18 protein-coding genes are annotated in these 19,264 nt (G+C 38.9%); 8 read left to right on the top strand and 10 right to left on the bottom strand.

The genetic code is table 11. The features are described 5' to 3' along the window. Positions 1-165: 165 nt before the first annotated feature. On the bottom strand, positions 166-1,170 hold the full coding sequence (locus MJX77_RS05540; protein ID WP_252060739.1) for a putative solute-binding protein: 1,005 nt from the start codon (positions 1,168-1,170) through the stop codon (positions 166-168). A gap of 253 nt (positions 1,171-1,423) precedes the next feature. Here MJX77_RS05540 and MJX77_RS05535 point away from each other — a divergent pair, with 253 nt between their 5' ends. Continuing rightward, complete coding sequence (locus tag MJX77_RS05535) at positions 1,424-3,355, top strand: ATP-binding cassette domain-containing protein (protein ID WP_252060738.1); 1,932 nt, start codon at positions 1,424-1,426, stop codon at positions 3,353-3,355. Between the two features lie 50 nt (positions 3,356-3,405). Here MJX77_RS05535 and MJX77_RS05530 read toward each other — a convergent pair whose 3' ends face one another. From MJX77_RS05530 to dnaA, 6 genes are all read right to left on the bottom strand, one after another. Beyond that, positions 3,406-4,332: a TolB-like translocation protein gene (locus MJX77_RS05530; protein WP_252060737.1), complete on the bottom strand. Its 927-nt coding sequence runs from the start codon at positions 4,330-4,332 to the stop codon at positions 3,406-3,408. Positions 4,333-4,467: 135 nt separating this feature from the next. Continuing rightward, positions 4,468-4,860 (bottom strand): cytochrome b562, encoded by a 393-nt coding sequence (cybC, locus tag MJX77_RS05525; RefSeq protein WP_005308364.1) that lies wholly within the window; start codon positions 4,858-4,860, stop codon positions 4,468-4,470. Between the two features lie 37 nt (positions 4,861-4,897). Continuing rightward, positions 4,898-7,366 (bottom strand): DNA topoisomerase (ATP-hydrolyzing) subunit B, encoded by a 2,469-nt coding sequence (gene gyrB / locus MJX77_RS05520; RefSeq protein ID WP_252060736.1) that lies wholly within the window; start codon positions 7,364-7,366, stop codon positions 4,898-4,900. A gap of 52 nt (positions 7,367-7,418) precedes the next feature. Continuing rightward, complete coding sequence (recF, locus tag MJX77_RS05515; protein WP_005308367.1) at positions 7,419-8,501, bottom strand: DNA replication/repair protein RecF; 1,083 nt, start codon at positions 8,499-8,501, stop codon at positions 7,419-7,421. A 15-nt stretch (positions 8,502-8,516) separates the two neighbouring features. Then, positions 8,517-9,665, bottom strand: coding sequence for a DNA polymerase III subunit beta (dnaN, locus tag MJX77_RS05510; protein ID WP_005308370.1), 1,149 nt, complete (start codon positions 9,663-9,665; stop codon positions 8,517-8,519). A gap of 97 nt (positions 9,666-9,762) precedes the next feature. Next, positions 9,763-11,169, bottom strand: a complete 1,407-nt coding sequence (gene dnaA, locus MJX77_RS05505) for a chromosomal replication initiator protein DnaA (RefSeq protein ID WP_005308372.1) — start codon at positions 11,167-11,169, stop codon at positions 9,763-9,765. Positions 11,170-11,851: 682 nt separating this feature from the next. On the opposite strand from dnaA, the gene rpmH reads away from it, so the two are divergent. The 5 genes from rpmH to mnmE all read left to right on the top strand — a co-directional run bounded on the left by rpmH (position 11,852) and on the right by mnmE (position 15,951). Next, entirely contained in the window at positions 11,852-11,986 is a 135-nt protein-coding gene (gene rpmH / locus MJX77_RS05500; protein WP_000831329.1) for a 50S ribosomal protein L34, read from the top strand. Between the two features lie 29 nt (positions 11,987-12,015). Then, positions 12,016-12,408, top strand: coding sequence for a ribonuclease P protein component (gene rnpA / locus MJX77_RS05495; RefSeq protein WP_005308375.1), 393 nt, complete (start codon positions 12,016-12,018; stop codon positions 12,406-12,408). A gap of 10 nt (positions 12,409-12,418) precedes the next feature. Continuing rightward, on the top strand, positions 12,419-12,739 hold the full coding sequence (gene yidD / locus MJX77_RS05490; protein ID WP_003656027.1) for a membrane protein insertion efficiency factor YidD: 321 nt from the start codon (positions 12,419-12,421) through the stop codon (positions 12,737-12,739). A 5-nt stretch (positions 12,740-12,744) separates the two neighbouring features. Continuing rightward, entirely contained in the window at positions 12,745-14,505 is a 1,761-nt protein-coding gene (gene yidC / locus MJX77_RS05485; protein ID WP_004795565.1) for a membrane protein insertase YidC, read from the top strand. 90 nt (positions 14,506-14,595) lie between these two features. Further along, positions 14,596-15,951, top strand: a complete 1,356-nt coding sequence (mnmE, locus tag MJX77_RS05480) for a tRNA uridine-5-carboxymethylaminomethyl(34) synthesis GTPase MnmE (RefSeq protein WP_252060735.1) — start codon at positions 14,596-14,598, stop codon at positions 15,949-15,951. A 49-nt stretch (positions 15,952-16,000) separates the two neighbouring features. Here the strand turns inward: mnmE and MJX77_RS05475 are convergent, their stop codons facing one another. Next, a complete protein-coding gene (locus tag MJX77_RS05475; RefSeq protein ID WP_252060734.1) occupies positions 16,001-16,264 on the bottom strand; it encodes a metal/formaldehyde-sensitive transcriptional repressor in 264 nt (87 codons plus the stop codon). A gap of 42 nt (positions 16,265-16,306) precedes the next feature. On the opposite strand from MJX77_RS05475, the gene dmeF reads away from it, so the two are divergent. Both dmeF and MJX77_RS05465 read left to right on the top strand, forming a co-directional pair. Next, positions 16,307-17,299 carry a CDF family Co(II)/Ni(II) efflux transporter DmeF gene (dmeF, locus tag MJX77_RS05470; RefSeq protein WP_286089235.1) on the top strand — a complete coding sequence of 331 codons (993 nt, stop codon included), beginning with the start codon at positions 16,307-16,309 and terminating at the stop codon, positions 17,297-17,299. A gap of 95 nt (positions 17,300-17,394) precedes the next feature. Further along, the gene (locus tag MJX77_RS05465; protein WP_252060732.1) at positions 17,395-18,093 is read left to right on the top strand and encodes a DsbC family protein; all 699 of its coding nucleotides are present in this window, start codon (positions 17,395-17,397) and stop codon (positions 18,091-18,093) included. A 50-nt stretch (positions 18,094-18,143) separates the two neighbouring features. Here the strand turns inward: MJX77_RS05465 and MJX77_RS05460 are convergent, their stop codons facing one another. Together MJX77_RS05460 and hpt are read right to left on the bottom strand one after the other, a co-directional pair. Next, a complete protein-coding gene (locus MJX77_RS05460) occupies positions 18,144-18,395 on the bottom strand; it encodes a GlsB/YeaQ/YmgE family stress response membrane protein (protein ID WP_000269732.1) in 252 nt (83 codons plus the stop codon). 173 nt (positions 18,396-18,568) lie between these two features. Further along, positions 18,569-19,096, bottom strand: a complete 528-nt coding sequence (gene hpt / locus MJX77_RS05455; protein ID WP_004795560.1) for a hypoxanthine phosphoribosyltransferase — start codon at positions 19,094-19,096, stop codon at positions 18,569-18,571. Positions 19,097-19,264: the final 168 nt, after the last annotated feature.

The raw sequence follows: 19,264 nt of genomic DNA, 5'->3' as shown, positions 1-19,264 counted from the left end.
TTTACTCAAATATTTTTATCTCATTGAACCATTGTTTGTTCAATTTAAATTATTTATTAGTGGTAAAAATCACTAAGTTTCCGTAAGTTACTTTTTATATTCACAATTTTCATACCCATATTCAGCTTTGAAATATATGTAGCGTTTTTGTGTTTAAAAAATAAACTATTCTCCATTAAGGGTACATTCAAAATTAGTTCTTTCAACCGTACAACGAGCACGCTTCAGCACACTCATCATTGTTGCATCGTATACACCTTGTTTTGTTAAGCTGAGGCGACCTTCACGTAGAATTTTTTGATATTTAATTTTGTCTTCGGCTGAAAAATTCATTTTAATTTTTGAGGGTACACCCATTTCTAGCCGTTTTATCATGGCAAAGTTTTGGGGTAATTGCTGTAGAAACCAAGCACGTGACTTTATACCTAAATCTGTGGGGAACTTATCACTTCGAGCAACTAAATCACCCGTAACGTTAACCACAGGGAAAGTAAACATTGCCCCTTTTCCTCCCACCCCTTTACCAATCTCTAAAGGTTTATAAGCATAAGCTGGTGCTGCAATTGCATCGACTTGTCCACTATTGAACTTTTTCACAAAATCAGTAATTTCTGATGGAATGGGCTGGGCACCTACACTTTCCACCATAATCTTCTGTGCTGCGTCATATTGCAAAATAGCAAATTTAGTACCGCGTACTTTTTCAATTGAGTTCAGGTTTTTATCTCTTACAAATAAATAAGCCAATCCAATCTGAACAATCCCGACGACTTCGTAATTGGCTCCATTTTGTGCAGTTACCATACGATGTTTATTACGCTTATCTAAAACGTAGCTAATAGCTTTTTGCGCAATAGCATTACTGGTTACTCCACCAATCGCATCAATCGAACCTGCAAATTTATTATAATTTCTCGCCCGCATGGAAGTCATATAAGCGGCATCACACTTGCCTTCACGCAGCCTACGGTCAACCAAAGCTTCATCTTGAAATGGAATTAAAGTGATATCTGCTTGCCACTCTTTCGCTGCAAGCGCCCATTCTTCCATCAGTTTATAGGATTCACCTGACTTTCCTAATAAATCAAACACACACACATTTTGTCCCGCATGTGCTGTCCCCATAGCACAGCAAAATGCTGCGCCAATTATCCCCAATCTTTTTTTCATTTGACTTTCCTTAGTCTAGTTTTATTAGTAGCTCATTAATCAACCAAAATTTAAACTGTTTTTATTTTAGCCATATTTTTTTAAATGTGTTCTATCTTGTTCAATATTTTGAGAATTTCGGACGAATAGCGAAATTTAGAATGTCTTGATATATGTAATTATTAACAGCTGCTCACTAAAATCCGGAAAGTTTTGTTTTCATCGGCAGTTCTCTTTAAAATACAGCATCCCTAACTCACCTCGATACAATAAGATGATTCAATTTGACCAAGTTTCTTTACGCCGCGGTGGACGTGTTCTATTTCAAAAAGCGTCTATGCAATTACACCCAGGTTGGAAGATTGGTCTAACTGGTGTAAATGGTGCAGGTAAGTCAACATTATTTGCTGCATTACTTGGAAGTTTAGGTGCCGATGAAGGTTCACTTACTCGTCCTACAGGCTGGACTGTAGCGCATATGGCTCAAGAAATAAAAGCCTTAGATATGCCTGCAATTGATTTTGTTCTTTCAGGTGATGAAGAATTTTGGGATATTCAAAATAAGCTTGCTCAACCAGATCAACTGACTGATTTTGAATTGGCTAAATTGCATGGCCGCTTTGATGAAATTCATGGTTATTCAGCACCATCTAAAGCAGCCCAACTCATGGCTGGTCTTGGTTTTCTTGAAAATCAATTGCGCTTAAACGTTGAGAGTTTCTCAGGGGGATGGCGTATGCGCTTAAATTTGGCGCGTACCCTTATGAGTCGTTCAGATTTATTATTACTAGATGAACCAACCAACCATTTAGACTTGGATGCAATTCTGTGGTTAGAAGATTGGCTTAAAGCCTATGAAGGTACACTCATCCTCATTTCGCATGACCGCGACTTTTTAGATGCAATTACTGATCATATTCTTCACATCGAAAATCAGGAACTCACGCTTTATACCGGAAACTACTCTACATTTGAAACTACGCGTAGTGAACGTCTTGCCCAACAACAACAAGCTTTTGAGAAACAAGAAGAAACGCGCGCTCACCTACAAAAGTTTATTGACCGTTTTAAAGCAAAAGCGACTAAAGCTCGTCAGGCGCAGAGTCGCATTAAACAACTTGAGCGCATGCAGCAACTTGCACCCGCTCATGTAGATACGCCGTTTACGTTTAGTTTCCGTGAACCCACCAAAATGAGTTCTCCTTTGCTGACTTTAGACAATGCCAGCATTGGTTATGGTGATAAACAAATAGCCGAAAAAATCAGATTACAAATTACACCAACCTCACGTATTGGTTTACTTGGTATGAACGGCGCAGGTAAATCAACATTGATTAAGAGCTTAGTTGGTGATTTACCACTCTTAGCAGGTGAACGTAAAGCTTCTGAACTGCTTAACATTGGTTACTTTGCGCAGCACCAAATGGATGCTTTAGATGGCCATGCTACTCCAATGTTACAGCTTGCTCGTATAGCAGATAAAAAAATTAGTGAAGCCACCCTCCGTTCTTTCTTAGGTAGTTTTGGCTTTAGTGGTGAACGCATGGATACGCCATGTGAAACCTTTTCTGGTGGAGAGCGCGCTCGTTTAGCCCTCGCACTCATTGTATGGCAGCGTCCAAACGTTTTAATTCTCGATGAACCGACGAACCATTTAGATCTAGATATGCGTCATTCACTGAGCATGGCATTACAAGACTTTGAGGGTGCTGTTGTCCTGGTTTCACACGAACGTCAACTCATTGCAAGTGTTTGTGACGAGCTTCTGTTGGTACACTGCGGTAAATGTACCGAATTCGAAGGTGATTTACAGGATTATGCAAAATGGCTACGTGAAGCACGTCAGCAACTCATCAATGCTCAAACTGCTGTGGCGCAGAATAATTCGTCCTCTACCACTGCCGCCGCCCCAGCTAAAGTTGATAAAGAAGCACAGCGTAAAGAAGCAGCACGCCGTCGTGAACAGACTCGACCTATTCGTAAAAACATTGAAAAAGTTGAATCTCAAATTGAGAAGCTTCAACCGCAGCTTGCCAAAATTGAAGAATCTTTGGCAGACACATCTCTATATGAGGCTGCACGTAAAGACGATTTACTCAGACTTATGAATGAACAGACTGAGCTGAAGGCTAAACTTGAGCAACACGAAGAGCAACTTTTAGAACTCATGATGGAGTTAGAAGAAATGGAAGCTTCTTTTGATTAATCTGTTTTCTAAAATAAAAAAGCCGATTTCTTAATCGGCTTTTTTATTAATTAATAAGGGGTATAAAAAGCCCCTAATTCATTTAAATTGCTATTTACAGGTAAAGGCCAAACATTGCTTGATTGGCTATCTGCGATATATAGATCATAACCGCCTCGACTGCCTGTTTGTCCGGCAAGAGACACCACCATGTAACGCTGATCTAAAGGCGCTGGATCTGAAGTATCATAATTAATGCTGTTAAATGGCAAACGTGTGGTTTGTTTATTAGCCATATCATAGCGATAGATCTGATCATGAGCATTTGTTGCGCTATACCAACGCACATATAAAAACTGACTGCCTTGCCACCATACTGGATAATATGAGGCGATATTGGTTAGCTGTGTATCATAGGCACCTGACTGATCAATACTGAAAACTCTAGAATTATTTCCAGCACCTTTCGCATACAAGATTTGGGTGGTATTTACCATCGGATAAGGCATTGACTCTTCTATGTCCCAACCATTTTGAGTGACAGAAGTAATCGTCCGATCCGTCATTTTAACGATTTTTAAATCGCCATTTTGTTTAAAAATAATACGCTGGTTATCTATGAATTTTGGATCTTCATCGCGTTTGTTATTTCCCTGAGTTAAGTTAATGGGTAATTCACTACTACCCACTTTCCAAGCATACACATCCCATGCATCGCCATAATGCTGCCCAGAGTTAACCCCCATAAAAGTTAACCATTTTCCATCTGGGGAAAAATGGCCATTCATCATATGGTCGATTTTCCAGTTTGTGCCCAGCAATGTAGTCTGCTGCGTTGTGAAGTTATAAAGATAAAGCTTACTGTCCCATGCGTCATAATCACTATAACGATGAAATACTAATTTGCCATAAAAGGTCGGGACTGTAGCAGCATGCAATTGAAACACACTAGTGACAAAAACAATGCTACCCAATATGAGTTTATAAATCTTTTTCATAATTATATTGCCTATTGTTATTAGTAAGTACCGCCTAGAGAATATAACTTTCAATAGTTTAGGTGTTAAACAAAATGCTTTTCTGGATACAAAAAAAGGGCTAATGATGATTAGCCCTTTCCCATAAAAAATCAATTATCTAAATTTTTTATGATTTTCATTTCGAATTTTGACTAAATTGATTGCTTCAGTTTTTGCTTGGTCTAATTGTCCTTGCTCAACTAATGCAGTTACTTTATCAATCTCAGTAACAAGCTGATCTAAACCAGCTTGGTACTCTTTTACCTGTACATTTCCTGAAGGTAAACCTTCGAGTTTATGCGGCAAATATTGCTTAGAAGAAACTGCTGCTTCACGCATTACAACAAGTTGTTGTTTCGCATTAGCAGCATCTTTCGCTTCAGCAAATGCTTTAGTGCTCTTAGCTAAAGTTTTCATATTTGTTTCTAAATCAGCTGCCCAAACAGCAGAGCTTCCTAGAAACGCACATGAGATTAACAAACTAGCTAATACTTTCTGACCCATCATCTTCTCTCCCTAGACTGATTTAGAATCGTGTTATCAATTAAGCATCAATATCCGCATTTAAAGCATTTTCTTCAATGAATGCACGACGTGGTTCCACATCATCACCCATCAAGCAAGAGAACATACGATCTGCTTCAATCGCATCGTCAATAGTTACCTGCAACATATTACGGTTTTCAGGGTCCATTGTCGTTTCCCAAAGCTGTTCAGCGTTCATCTCACCAAGACCTTTATAGCGCTGAATCATCATACCGCGGCGCGAATCTTGCAAAATATGCTGCCAAACTTGATGGAAGTTAGCCACTTGAATACGGCGATCACCTTTTTGTAAATAAGCACCATCTTCAAGCAAACTGAACCAGCTCTTCGAGTTTTTCAACAAACGTGCATACTCAGCTGAATTCAATAAAGCTGCATCAAGCAAATATGCATGTGGCAAGTTATGAACATATACTGTAATACGCGGCCAATAATGCGCAGATTTTTCACCATGAGCATTTTCACGCTCAAATGACTCTAGTGTAATTTCTGGCCGTAAACTTGGCTGTAATCTAGTAATGATAGCTTTTACTTGATCAGCCCATTGTTGTACATAAGCCTGATCATGATTTTGATCACTCTTGAATGCTTCTACTTCAAGTAAAGCATCCAATAAGCTAGCTGGATAACGTAAAGTTAAGCGCTGTAAGCTCTTTTGTGAAACTTGATAGTCTTGAATGACTTTTGCAAGTGCTTCACCCGTAATAGCAGGTGCTTCAGCATTAGTATGCAAAGATAGCTCATCAATTGCATTTGAAATTAAATAAGTTTCCAATGCATCATTATCTTTGATGTATTGTTCCTGCTTACCTTTTTTCAATTTATACAAAGGTGGCTGTGCAATATAGATATGCCCACGCTCAACCAATTCTGGCATTTGACGGAAGAAGAACGTTAATAACAAGGTACGAATGTGCGAACCATCAACGTCGGCATCGGTCATGATAATGATTTTATGATAACGTAGCTTATCTGGATTATATTCTTCACGGCCAATACCACAGCCAAGCGCTGTAATTAAAGTACCGACTTCCTGACTAGAAATCATTTTGTCAAAGCGAGCACGTTCAACGTTTAGAATTTTACCTTTCAAAGGTAAAATAGCCTGCATTTTACGGTTACGGCCTTGCTTGGCACTACCACCTGCAGAGTCACCCTCGACAAGATATAGTTCAGAAAGTGCTGGATCTTTTTCCTGACAATCTGCCAATTTACCTGGTAAACCAGCGATATCAAGCGCGCTTTTACGACGCGTCATTTCACGTGCTTTACGTGCAGCATCACGTGCACGTGCAGCATCAATAATTTTGCCTGCAATCGATTTTGCAGCTTGCGGGTTTTCAAGTAAGTAAGCAGAGAACTCTTTGTTCATTGCTTGCTCAACTGCTGGTTTTACTTCACTCGATACCAGTTTTTCTTTGGTTTGAGATGAGAACTTCGGATCAGGTACTTTTACCGAAATAATAGCAGTTAAACCTTCACGCGCATCGTCACCGGTTACATTGACTTTTTCTTTCTTGATAATATTTTCATTTTCAAGATATTGGTTAAGACCACGTGTCAACGCTGCACGGAAACCTGCTAAATGCGTACCACCATCTTTTTGAGGAATGTTATTGGTAAAACAACGAACGTTTTCTTGATAACTTTCGTTCCACTGCAAGGCTACTTCTACAACAATGCCGTTATCTGTATCCGCAGTGAAATGGAAAATCTCATTCAGATGAGTCTTACCTTCGTTAATGTATTTTACGAACTCAGATAAGCCACCTTCGTAGTCATACACATGCTCAAGGTTAATCCGTTCATCACGTAAAACAATACGTACACCCGCATTTAAGAATGAAAGCTCACGTAAACGACGCGCTAGAATTTCTACGTTAAAGATAGTTTGACTAAAAGTTTCTGCACTTGGCCAAAAACGGACCGTTGTACCGCTTTTATCTGTTTCACCAATCACACGTAATGGATATTGCGGATCACCGTGTTGATATTCTTGCTCATGCACTTGACCAGCGCGAGAAATCATTAAATGTAATTTACGCGAAAGTGCGTTTACTACAGAAACACCTACGCCGTGCAAACCACCTGAAACTTTATAGCTGTTGTCATCAAACTTACCACCTGCGTGCAGAATTGTAAGAATTACTTCCGCTGCAGAAACACCTTCTTCAGGGTGAATATCGGTTGGAATACCACGGCCATTATCAGAAACGCTTACTGACTCATCTTCATGAATAGTGACAATAATTTCATCACAATGCCCAGCTAAAGCTTCATCGATTGCGTTATCGACTACCTCGAATACCATATGGTGTAAACCGGTACCGTCGTCTGTATCCCCAATATACATACCCGGACGTTTACGAACTGCATCTAATCCACGTAATACTTTAATACTAGAGGAATCATAAGCCTTTTCATTGGTTTGTTCTGTTTGAGAGGCTGATTGAGACTCTGAACTCATGGTTTCTCCCTAGCAAATATAGGTTTATTCAAAGATGGTTAACATCAAAAAATTATGGTGAAGCAAGACTAACTTGACCGGATTCAACATTGAATAATTGATATGAAATAGACAGATCATGTAAGTGTTTTTTTACCGATGCATGATCTAAAGTTGTCATAAAAACCTGGCTACCAAGTTGGCTTAATCGTTCAATTAAACGTTGTTGTGCGGTTAAGTCTAATTCTGCTGTCAGATCATCTAATAATACCACAGTTTCCTTATTACTCGCATGTAACATTGCAATTTGTGACAGTTTTAAAGCAATAATCAGCAGTTTTTTCTGACCTCTTGATAAAACCACATCAGCGTGTCCAAACGGGGTTTTTAAGCGCAAATCTGCACGATGTGGACCATATTCGGTATACCGTCTTTCGATATCTTTTTGGTGTTGATTAAGCAGGTCTTGCATGAGTCCCTGCTCTGTATGAAAACCTGGACTGTATTCCAGTTCAATTTCAAGATCAGGAAGTAATTGGCTCAAATCGTTTTGAAAAAACACATTCCATTGTTCCACAATACCCAAGCGCTGAGAGTGCAAAATTTCACCATAATCACTCAGCATTTTGTTCCAAGGCTCTAAATCAGCCAACGACAAATTTCTTCGGGTTTTAAGTAACGTATTTCGCTGTTTTAATGCGCGCGAATAGTATTGCCATGCAAAATAAAATTCAGGTTCCACGTGGAACATCAGCCAATCTAAAAGTTGGCGTCGTGGTTTTGCACCATGGTCAATAATATCGGTACTTTGTGGATCAAGATGCTGCAAAGGAAGTAATTTAGCAAGTTGTCCTTGAGTAGCTACGGTATCGCCATTGACCTTCATCAACTGCTCACCAGATGCTAACTTTTGCATGCCAATTTTCTCAGTACTAGACTGTGCAAAGACAATCGCATCTTCGGCAGCATACTGAATATAATTTTTAGGAATATGAGTGCGGAACGATCGTCCAGTTGCAAGCAAATGAATTGCTTCCAGAATTGAGGTTTTTCCTGAACCATTAGCGCCATAAAATATATTAAACGGTTGCAACCCTTGGAGTGCAACCGTTTTTAAATTACGCACACGTTCAATGTTTAAGCGCGTAAGATGCATATTAGTATAGCCAGACTATACACGCATCGGCATAACTACATAAGTTTGATCAGTATGTGCTGGGTCTTGAACCAAAACAGACTGATTCGCTTCACTCATACTCATGTTTACGTCATCGCCATCAAGTACACCCAGTACTTCAAGTAAATATTGCGCATTAAATGACATTTCAAGCGGTACATTTTGATATTGGATAGCTAAATCTTCAATAGCCTCGTCTTGCTCAGGGTTATTCGCACGAAGCTGTAAAGAATCTTGATTAAAATTCAAGAAAACACCACGCAATTTTTCATTACTCAAAATTGCCACACGTTGTAATGATTGCTTAAATACATCATGGCTAATTAATACATGTTTATCGCCACCACGTGGAATTACACGACGATAATCAGGGAATTTTCCATCAATCAATTTTGTTGTAAAACGAACAGTAATATCACCCTGCTCTTTGTCACGACTTGGCGTATTGATGGTTACATTTAACAACTCACGACCAATCAACAATGTTAATTGCTCATCTTCAATACTCAATAAGCGCTGTAATTCACCAACAGCTTTACGAGGTACAATGGCCTGAACCAATTGAGATGATGTAGAAGAAGCCGTAATTTCACAAAGTGCTAAACGGTGTCCATCTGTAGTTACTGCACGTAATTGATTTTCATCAATTTCCAATAAAGTACCTGTTAAATAGAAACGTACATCTTGTACAGCCATCGCAAAAGCAGTTTTTTCAAATAAACGCTTTAACTCACGTTGAGTTACCTGTACTTGAGTACCTTGACTATTTTCAGTCGTCAATAATGGATAATCTTCTGCTGGTAAAGTTCCTAATACGAAACGGCTATTACCAGATTTTAAGATACATCTTTGATCTTCAGTAATTTGTAAATCAATTAATGCAGCTGTAGGCAATGATTTACAAATTTCCATTAATTTACGCGCAGGGACTGTGGTTTCCCCTGCTTCAAGGCATGCCCCTTCTGTTAAAACAGTGCTCGCAACCAATTCGACCTCTAGATCGGAACCAGTAATGGTGAGCGCCTGAGCATTAGTCTGAATTTTGACGTTTGAAAGAATATTCAATGTATGACGACGTTCTACCGCACCGACAACATGCGATAAAACATTGAGTAAACTTTCTTTAGCGATTTTCAAACGCACGATTCATTCCTCTAGCAACTTGGAGCAAATATTTCATTTTTTAGCTGTGTACTATGCTGCACTTACGTAGACTTTGCAACAATGTCTTATTATTTCATTAACTCTGAAGTAGACGCAGTAGATTTTTATAATCTTCGTCAAAAATTGGATCTTCTCCGCGCAGACTGGTTACTTTTTCACAAGCATGCATCACAGTACTGTGGTCGCGTCCACCAAAAGCCATTCCAATTTCAGGAAAACTATCACCGGTCAATTCACGAGCAAGTCCCATTGCTAACTGACGTGGTCGAGCATAAATTCGCGTACGTTTGGGTCCTACTAATTCTTTTAATGGGATACGGAAATACTCACTCACCACGCGCTGAATATTTTCTACACTAATTGTTCGTGCACGGATAGCCAATACATCTTTTAAAGACTCACGCACAACGTCAAGATCGATTGGAGCACCTTTAAAACGAGAAATTGCAACGACTTTATTAAGTGCCCCTTCAAGTTCACGTACGTTAGCAACGACTTGTTGTGCAATAAATAGTGCACAATTTCGAGGTAAATCAACGCCGCTATTTTCCGCTTTCTTTAATAAAATTTCGATACGAGTTTCAATATCTGGTGGTTCAACACCTACTGAAAGTCCCCAAGAAAAACGGGAAACTAAACGTGGATCTAACTCTGTTAATTCTTTTGGATAACGGTCTGAAGTTAAAATAATTTGTTTAGATTCATCAAGTAAAGCATTAAATGTATAGAAGAACTCAACTAGACTCGCCTCTTTACCTGCTAAGAGATGAATATCATCGACCAATAATAAATCTAAAGAACGACAGTTTTTCTTAAATTCTTCTACTTTGCCTTTTTGTAAAGAACTCACAAAATCCTGAACAAAACTCTCAGAAGTCATATACATCACACGAGCATTTGGTTTGGCTTGTAATAAAGCATTACCAACTGCTTGCATTAAGTGTGTCTTACCTAATCCTGTAGGACCGTATAAAAACAAAGGGTTATGCTGTGAAGCACCTAATTGAGTTAATACTTTTCTACATGTTTCAGCAGCCATCTGGTTCGAACGGCCTTCAACAAATAAAGAAAAAGTAAACTGAGGATTCAGTAGTTTCTTTTTTGATGTTTTCGGATTGACGACACTATTCGCATGTGGGCTAGAAACAGACTCAGGCTCTTTTTTTACTTTAATACTTTGTGGTGGTGCAGTTTGCAAAGCAGCTGTAGTGGTTGCTGGTTGTTCGCTCGATGACAAGATACTGCCAGGACGAGAATCAACTAAAATCTCAACCTGACGTACACGTCCTTCTGACAACTGCTCAGCCAATATAGAAATTAATTCTAAATGATTCTCTTGAATGTAACGCGTCCAATAAGGGTTAGGAGCATAGAGACGTAGTATCCCTTCTACTTCTTCAGCAACTAATGGGCGAATCCACATCGCAAAGACGTTATCAGAGAGCTCTTGTCGCAAGCGAGTTAAGCAGTCTGTCCAAAGCATGTGTATCCCCTATTTTTGCGTTTTTAAATTCAAACAATCTAAAGATTCACCCTTCCATATGAGAAGGGGTCGCCATTCTAACCAAGTTATCCACATCTGTCATGACGAATTCGAGTGATTTTGTCTAAAAAGAAAACTCTTGTGAATAAATTTAAATTCAAAACCACTTGTGTATAACTTCTTGCACAACCTGTGGATAAATTATCACACAAACTTATCCACAATCCATAAATATAATAAAAACAGAGTTATCAACAACTCAAATATATGTTTTTTAAATTTAAAAGTACGAAATCCACAGAAAAAACCGCTCCTAATAAGAATAAATATAAATTTTAAAATTTGAATTTATTTAATAGGGGGTGTGATCTTTTGTGGATAACTACAAAATATGAATTTAAATTCAAATGCAGCAAATCAAAGCCAAGATGATATCTTGTTTTGTTGATAAATATGTATATAAGGTGTGTATATAATAAAAGTTCTAATGAAAATAGACAATTACTTTGTGTATAACTTTAAAAGCTATATATTGCACTGAATTATGACAATCATAAAAAGAAGTAGAGAGATTAAAAATTTGGGTTAAATACAAAACTTTCTTGGTTTTTCATTGACAGCGTAAACATTGCACAATAAAATCGCGGACCTTTATAGAAAGATCATTTTTGGGAGTTTCGATATGAAACGTACTTTCCAGCCATCTGAATTAAAGCGTAAACGCGTTCATGGTTTCCGTGCTCGTATGGCAACTAAAGCTGGTCGTCAAGTATTAGCTCGTCGTCGTGCAAAAGGTCGTCATAGCTTAACTGTTTAATACTGTTACGCTGACCAGACTTGGGTGTGATGACACTTTACAATTTTAGCACAGATGTGCGAATACGCTGTGCTGCAGATTATAAAAGTGTATTCGATGGTGCGCTTTTTAAAGTGCATCAACCCCATTTTTTATTTCTTGCAAAATTAACCGAACAGCCTCATAGCCGTTTGGGTATTGTTGTTGCTAAGAAAAAAGTGCGCCGTGCGCATGAAAGAAATCGAATAAAACGTCTTGCTCGTGAGAGCTTTCGTCTACATCAGCCGAATTTTGGATCAGATATAGATATTGTGGTAATGCCGAAAGTCGGTATAGAAGCGATTACGAATGCTGAGCTATATCAACAATTAGATTTTGCTTGGCAAAAATTACAACGCTTAGCAAAAAAACATTCTAAAGTTGGCACAACCTCGCAGAATTAAGAGATAGCCAATGGTTCGTTTTCTACGTTGGTTGATTCGACTGTATCAAATTGCGATTAGTCCGCTTCTTGGACCCCGTTGTCGTTATATCCCGACCTGTTCCCAATATGCGATAGAAGCATTGCAAACTCATGGTGCAATCAAAGGCGTTTGGTTATCTTCTAAACGAATTTGTCGTTGTCATCCGTGGGGCGGATCTGGATATGATCCGGTACCGCCAAAAGCAATTCGTTTTATTTCGTTTCATCAAATAGATTCTCAAACGCATCATGTTGCTGTACCCTTTCGTGATCGTTTACTGAAGCAAAATCTCTCTAACCATTTGGGGTAATAGATATGCAACAATGGGCCAGGTTTGCAATTCTCGGGGCCATGTTTGTCACCGCATATTTGCTCATTTTGGCTTGGCAAAAAGATTATGGAAATGCTGCAACTGCACCGCAAAAACAAGCGGCGGCTGTAAGTTCACATGAAGTATCTGCTGATTTGCCAAATGCTAAAAATGCAACAGTGGCTTCCGATGTGCCACAAGCAAATATTGCGCAGTCACAAACCACAGATGCAACTGCACCTGTGAATCAACAGCTTATTTCAGTACAAACTGACCTTTACCATATTTGGATCAATCCAAAAGGTGGTGATATTGTTCGTATTGAATTACTCTCACACGACAAAAGCAAAGACAGCGATCAGCCATTTGTTATGCTTGAAAATGATGCCAAGCGTACATATGTTGCTCAATCTGGCTTAATTGGTTTGAATGGACCAGATAGCAGTCGTGGTGGTCGTCCATTATATGCGGTTGAAAAAACATCATATACTTTGGCTGATGCTAAGGGTGTACAGGATCAAAAGGGTCAATCTGAAAAAGTTTTAAACGTTCCGATGGTATTTAAAACACCTGAAGGCGTTGAAATTATTAAAACTTTCACCTTTACTCAAGGGCAATATCCAATTGTTGTAAGACATCAAGTGATTAACCGTAGCCAACAAAGCTGGCAAGGTCAGATGTTTGGACAATTAAAGCGTGATAACTCTGATGATCCTGGTAAATCTTCTCAAGGTATTTTCACTCTAGGAACTTTCTTAGGTGGAGCTTGGGGAACACCTGATTCACACTACAACAAGCTTAAGTTTGCTAATTTCTCAGAAGAAAAAGTAAATACTGAAGCGAAAGGTGGATGGGTTGCGATTGTTCAGCATTATTTTGTAAGTGCTTGGATTCCTGGGAATCTTAAACTGACTCAAGCGAATGGTCAGCCTTATGTAGCTAAACTTGAATCTCGTCAATCTGCTGATCATATGAATATCATTGGTTTTACCTCACCAGTGATTAATGTTCCAGCAGGCACTTCAATGGAAGTGGACGCAAAACTTTATTCAGGTCCGAAAGTACAATCTGAATTAAAAGATTTAGCGGTTGGCTTAAATCAGACTGTTGATTATGGCTGGTTATGGCCGATTGCCAAGTTATTGTTCTTAGGTCTTCAATTCTTCCATAGCATTGTGGGCAACTGGGGATGGTCAATCATCTTACTTACCGTGATGGTGAAGATGATTTTATGGCCTCTATCTTCAAAAAGTTATCGTTCTATGGCGAAAATGCGTGTGATTGCACCAGAAATGCAACGCATGAAAGAAGAGTTCGGTGAAGACCGTATGCGCTTCTCGCAAGAAATGATGGCTTTATACAAACGTGAACAAGTGAATCCACTTTCAGGTTGTTTACCATTGTTGCTACAAATGCCAATTTTCCTTGCTTTGTACTGGGTACTCATGGAAAGTGTAGAATTACGTCACGCACCGTGGTTAGGCTGGATTCAAGACTTGTCAGCAATGGATCCTTGGTTCATCTTGCCGTTAATCATGGGTGCTACGATGTTTGCGCAGCAAATGTTGAACCCGCAACCCGCTGATCCTATGCAGGCAAAAGTGTTCCGCATTATGCCGATTATGTTCACGGTATTTATGTTGTTCTTCCCAGCAGGTCTCGTGCTGTACTGGATTGTGAACAACAGTATTACTATTTTACAGCAGTCGTTTATTAACAAGAGCGTTGAAAAAAGTCGTATAAATAAGACTGAATCAGCTTCTTAATCGTTGAACTTTTGCTGAATAAATCCGCTTAAGATGGTAATCTTAGGCGGATTTTTCTTTGGCTGGATTTTAGGTTTTTAGGTGAATAATATGCAAAGTCAAACCACGATTGCCGCAATTGCAACGCCACCAGGGCGTGGTGGTGTGGGCGTGATTCGCCTATCGGGACCTAAAGCTTATGAGATTGCTCAAAACCTGACACAGAAAAACTTGCCTGAAGCACGTATGGCAGGTTTTCGTAAGTTTTATGATGCTGATGGCAGCATTATGGATGAAGGGATTGTTCTATGCTTTCCCAATCCCCACTCGTTTACAGGTGAAGATGTTGTAGAGCTACAAGGTCACGGTGGTCCAGTCATTCAAAATGCCTTGCTGGGACGTCTATTTGAGCTTGGTGCAATTGCTGCAAAAGCTGGTGAATTCTCCATGCGCGCTTTTGAAAATGGCAAAATGGACTTGGTGCAAGCAGAAGCAATTGCCGACTTGATTGATGCGACTTCGCAAGCTGCAGCACGCTCTGCCGTTCGTTCTCTACAAGGCGCTTTTTCAACAAAAATTAATACGGTTTTAGAAAAACTGATCCATTTACGCTTGCATGTTGAAGCTGCAATTGATTTTCCTGAAGAAGAAATCGATTTCTTAGCAGACGGTAAGATTCTAGCTTTACTTGAAGATGTTCAGCACTCGGTACATGCCGTTCAAACATCTGCACGACAAGGTCAATTACTACGTGAAGGCTTGCAAGTCGTTATTGCAGGTAAACCAAATGCAGGTAAGTCCAGCTTGTTGAATGCGCTTGCTGGCGTTGAACGCGCAATTGTGACCGATATTGCTGGTACAACTCGCGATGTTTTACATGAAAAAATTAGCTTAAATGGCCTACCAATCACCTTAACAGACACAGCTGGCCTACGTGAAACAGGTGACATTGTTGAAAAAGAAGGGATTCGCAGAGCAATTAAAGAAATTGAACAAGCTGATTTGTTATTGCTGGTTTATGATTTAAATCAAGGCGATGACCCATTAAAACTTGCTCAAGAATATTTTGCTGAACACATTGAACCGCGTCGCTTAATGTTAATTGGCAATAAATGCGATTTAACTGGTCAATTAGCTGAAATAAACGATTTTCAAGGGTTCCGTCATATTACAGTTTCAGCAAAACAAGAGATGGGCGTACAAGGCCTCGTAGATGCGATTACAGCGCATGCAGGCTTCCACCCTGAGGAAGACACCTTTATTGCAAGAACACGTCATTTAGACGCAATGAAGCGCACACAGCTCTATCTTTCAGAAGCACATGAGCAACTTGTTGTGTTTAACGCAGGTGAACTCGTTGCTGAATCATTACGCCTTGCTCAAAATGCTTTAGGTGAAATTACTGGTGACTTTAGCGCTGATGACCTATTAGGCAAAATCTTTGGTTCGTTTTGTATTGGAAAATAATTAAAAAAACTCTGAATGATGCACATGGCTGTGTCATTCAGTCACCTCGTTAACCGTATCTTTTTAGAACCTTTAAAAACTCATCTAACTCATTCTGATCAACTTGTGCTTCTTTGAGCACATGGTGATGTAAGTGTTGTTCCATCAATTCACTCATCAAACCGTTTATCGCACCTTTAATGGCAGCAACTTGTTGCAGTATTTCTATGCATGAAATATCAGGCTGTTCAACGGCATGCTCAATACTATTAATTTGCCCTTTTAGTCGTTTTACACGATTAACTATTTTTTTATCCTGACTAATGTGACTCATCTGTGTTCTCTTGTATAATTCAATATACTGGTATGGAGTATATTGGGTTTAAATTTTATGCAGGATCATAGTGTATCACGTCATCATCAACATCAGTTTGATGAAGGAAATCCACTTGCACAAAAACGTATTTTGATTGCAACGATTTTAACGGCATCCATGATGGTGTTAGAAATATTGGGTGGATGGTTTTTCAATTCAATGGCGCTTCTGGCTGATGGTTGGCATATGAGTTCACATATGTTGGCACTCGGTTTAGCCTATTTTGCTTATCGTGTAGCTCGTCATTATTCCAAAGATCATCGGTTTAGTTTTGGAACTTGGAAAATCGAGATTTTAGCGGGTTATAGCAGTGCAATTTTACTGATGGTTGTTGCCATTTTTATGGCTTTTCAGTCGATACAACGTTTATTTAATCCAGTTGAGATTTTTTATAATGAAGCTATTCCGATTGCAATTTTAGGTTTGATCATTAACTTGATTTGCGCATGGTTACTTCACGATGATGGACACCATCACCATCACCATCACCATCACCATCACCATCACCATCACGAGCATGATCATGGACATCATCACGATTTAAACCAAAAAGCTGCATTTTTACATGTGGTTGCAGATGCAGTAACTTCTGTTTTTGCAATTATTGCGCTTTGTGCGGGTAAATATTTTGGATGGGATTTTTTAGATGCACTTTTAGGAATTTTAGGTGCTATTTTGGTTGCAAAATGGTCTCTTGGGTTAATGAAAGAGACAGGAAAAACCCTTTTAGATGCAGAAATGGACCATCCTGTGGTTGAAGAAATTCGTGAAGTGATTGCTGAATTTCCTAAACACATTGAAATTACGGATATTCATGTTTGGAAAGTCGCAAAAGGTAAGTTTTCTTGTATTTTAGCGCTCGAAACTGATGATATTTCTTTAACCGCAGACCAGATTCGTCAGGCTTTATCAATTCATGATGAAATTGTGCATATATCGGTAGAAATTAATATTCTAAAACCTGCTTATGTTCCACGTGAAACATTGGCATAAATGAGTGGCAGTTTGGTTATAACTCGGTAATCAGTTCTGTTTTCGAAAGCTGAACTGATTAAAATGAGCTCCTCTCCTACCTATGAGTCGGTTTTATGCTTAAAAAATTAGGAATATTGGCGTTATTTAGCTTAACTGCAAGTGTGAGTTTCGCTAATGTAGATACTGTTAGGGAAAATATTAAGAAACAATATCCTAATTTGAAAATTAGCAATATTCAGAAAACCGAAATGCCAGGGCTATATAGCGCTAATCTTGATCAACAAATTATTTATATTGGTGAAGATGGTCAGCATATGCTTGTTGGTTCTATGATTCGATTAAAAGATCAGAAGAATTTGACCAAAGATCTGGTGTTAGGACAGAACTCAATTGATTGGAAACAATTACCTTTAAAAGATGCGATTAAAACGGTTAAAGGTAATGGACAGCATGTTCTAGCAGTATTTTCTGATCCAAACTGCCCTTATTGCAAGCAGCTTGAACCTGAACTCGATAAGCTGAAAGATGTGACTATTTACACGTTCATTTATCCTCTAAAACCCCAGTCGATTGTTGTTTCTAGACAGGTGTGGTGTGCACCAATTCAATCCTATTCATGGAAAAAACTGATTCAACAAGGTGTTAAACCAACAGTGGCAAGCTGTGCTAATCCAATTGATCGTAATTTAGAGCTTGGAAAGAAACTAGGTTTTAATGGTACTCCTACCTTAATTTTTGCAAATGGATTTAAACTGGTAGGCGCTCGATCTGCCGAAGAAATTCAAGCCGTTTGGAAAGAATTAGGTCTATAAAATGAATTAAAAAAAGCACCATCAGGTGCTTTTTTACTGCCTAAAAGTCATTAACTTTTTCGTGCAATTAAATTGTAAATAAAGAGAATAATGACTGCACCAATTACAGATGCAATAAAGCCCGCAGCTGAATTTTCTCCATAAAGGCCAAGTAAACGACCACCATAAGTGGCGAGAAGTGAACCTGCAATACCAATTAGGGTGGTTACGATGAAACCTGCTTTATCATCCCCTGGATGTAAGGCACGAGCGATTAAGCCAGCAAAGAAACCAACTACAATAGCGACAATGAGTGACCACATATTTGTTCTCCAGTTGTTTTTTTGATGAAGTTAATGATTTTGCTTCATATTCTATCGTGCGGCAGAGTCATCTATTTTGTCTGTAGCAGATTGCGACTTTTTGTGTCTTTTTTGTTCGAAGCTAAAGTTTTATATAAAAAAATAGCACCTCGTGGTGCTATTTTTTTTGAAATTTATAAACCAATTTCGCCAATAAATGGTAAGTGGCGATATTTTTGATCGTAGTCTAATCCATAACCCACAATAAACTTGTCTTCAACTTCAAAACCTAAGAATTTCACTTCGAGATCAATTTCACGGCGAGATGGTTTACTCACTAACGTACACAATTGAATCGAATTTGGTTCGCGAGTTTGCAGCATTTCCATAACTTTGCTTAAGGTATTACCTGAGTCGATAATATCTTCAACGACCAGTACATCTTTACCGCGAATTTCACCATCAAGATCTTTTAAGATTTTAACATCTCGACTTGAAGTCGTACCGCCGCCGTAGCTAGACACTGTCATAAAGTCGAGTTCATGCGGTTTGGTAATCGTTCGGCACAAGTCTGCCATGAAAATAACAGAACCACGCAGTAGCCCAATCAGGACTAACTCTTTGTCGCTATTTGCATAGTGAGCGTTAATTTGCTCGCCGAGCTCTTTGACTTTTGCTTGAATTTCTTCGGTTGAAATCATGATGCTCATTGCAACAGTCATGTCAGATTCCTACAAGATATAAAAGAAAAATAAAAAAGGTGTTGACCTGCAACACCTCTAAAATCTGAGTTAATGGTAAAATTTTAAAGCAAAATGATGTTTCATGCACCCTTTGATGACTCTGAAGTTTTATCATTTTGAGCAATATGTCGATCCCGCTTTAATACA

Origin of the sequence: Acinetobacter sp. AHP123, from assembly GCF_023757925.1 — a bacterium.
GTDB lineage: Bacteria > Pseudomonadota > Gammaproteobacteria > Pseudomonadales > Moraxellaceae > Acinetobacter > Acinetobacter oleivorans.
Note: the sequence above shows the minus strand (reverse complement) of the source record. Positions and strands in the feature narration are given on the sequence as shown.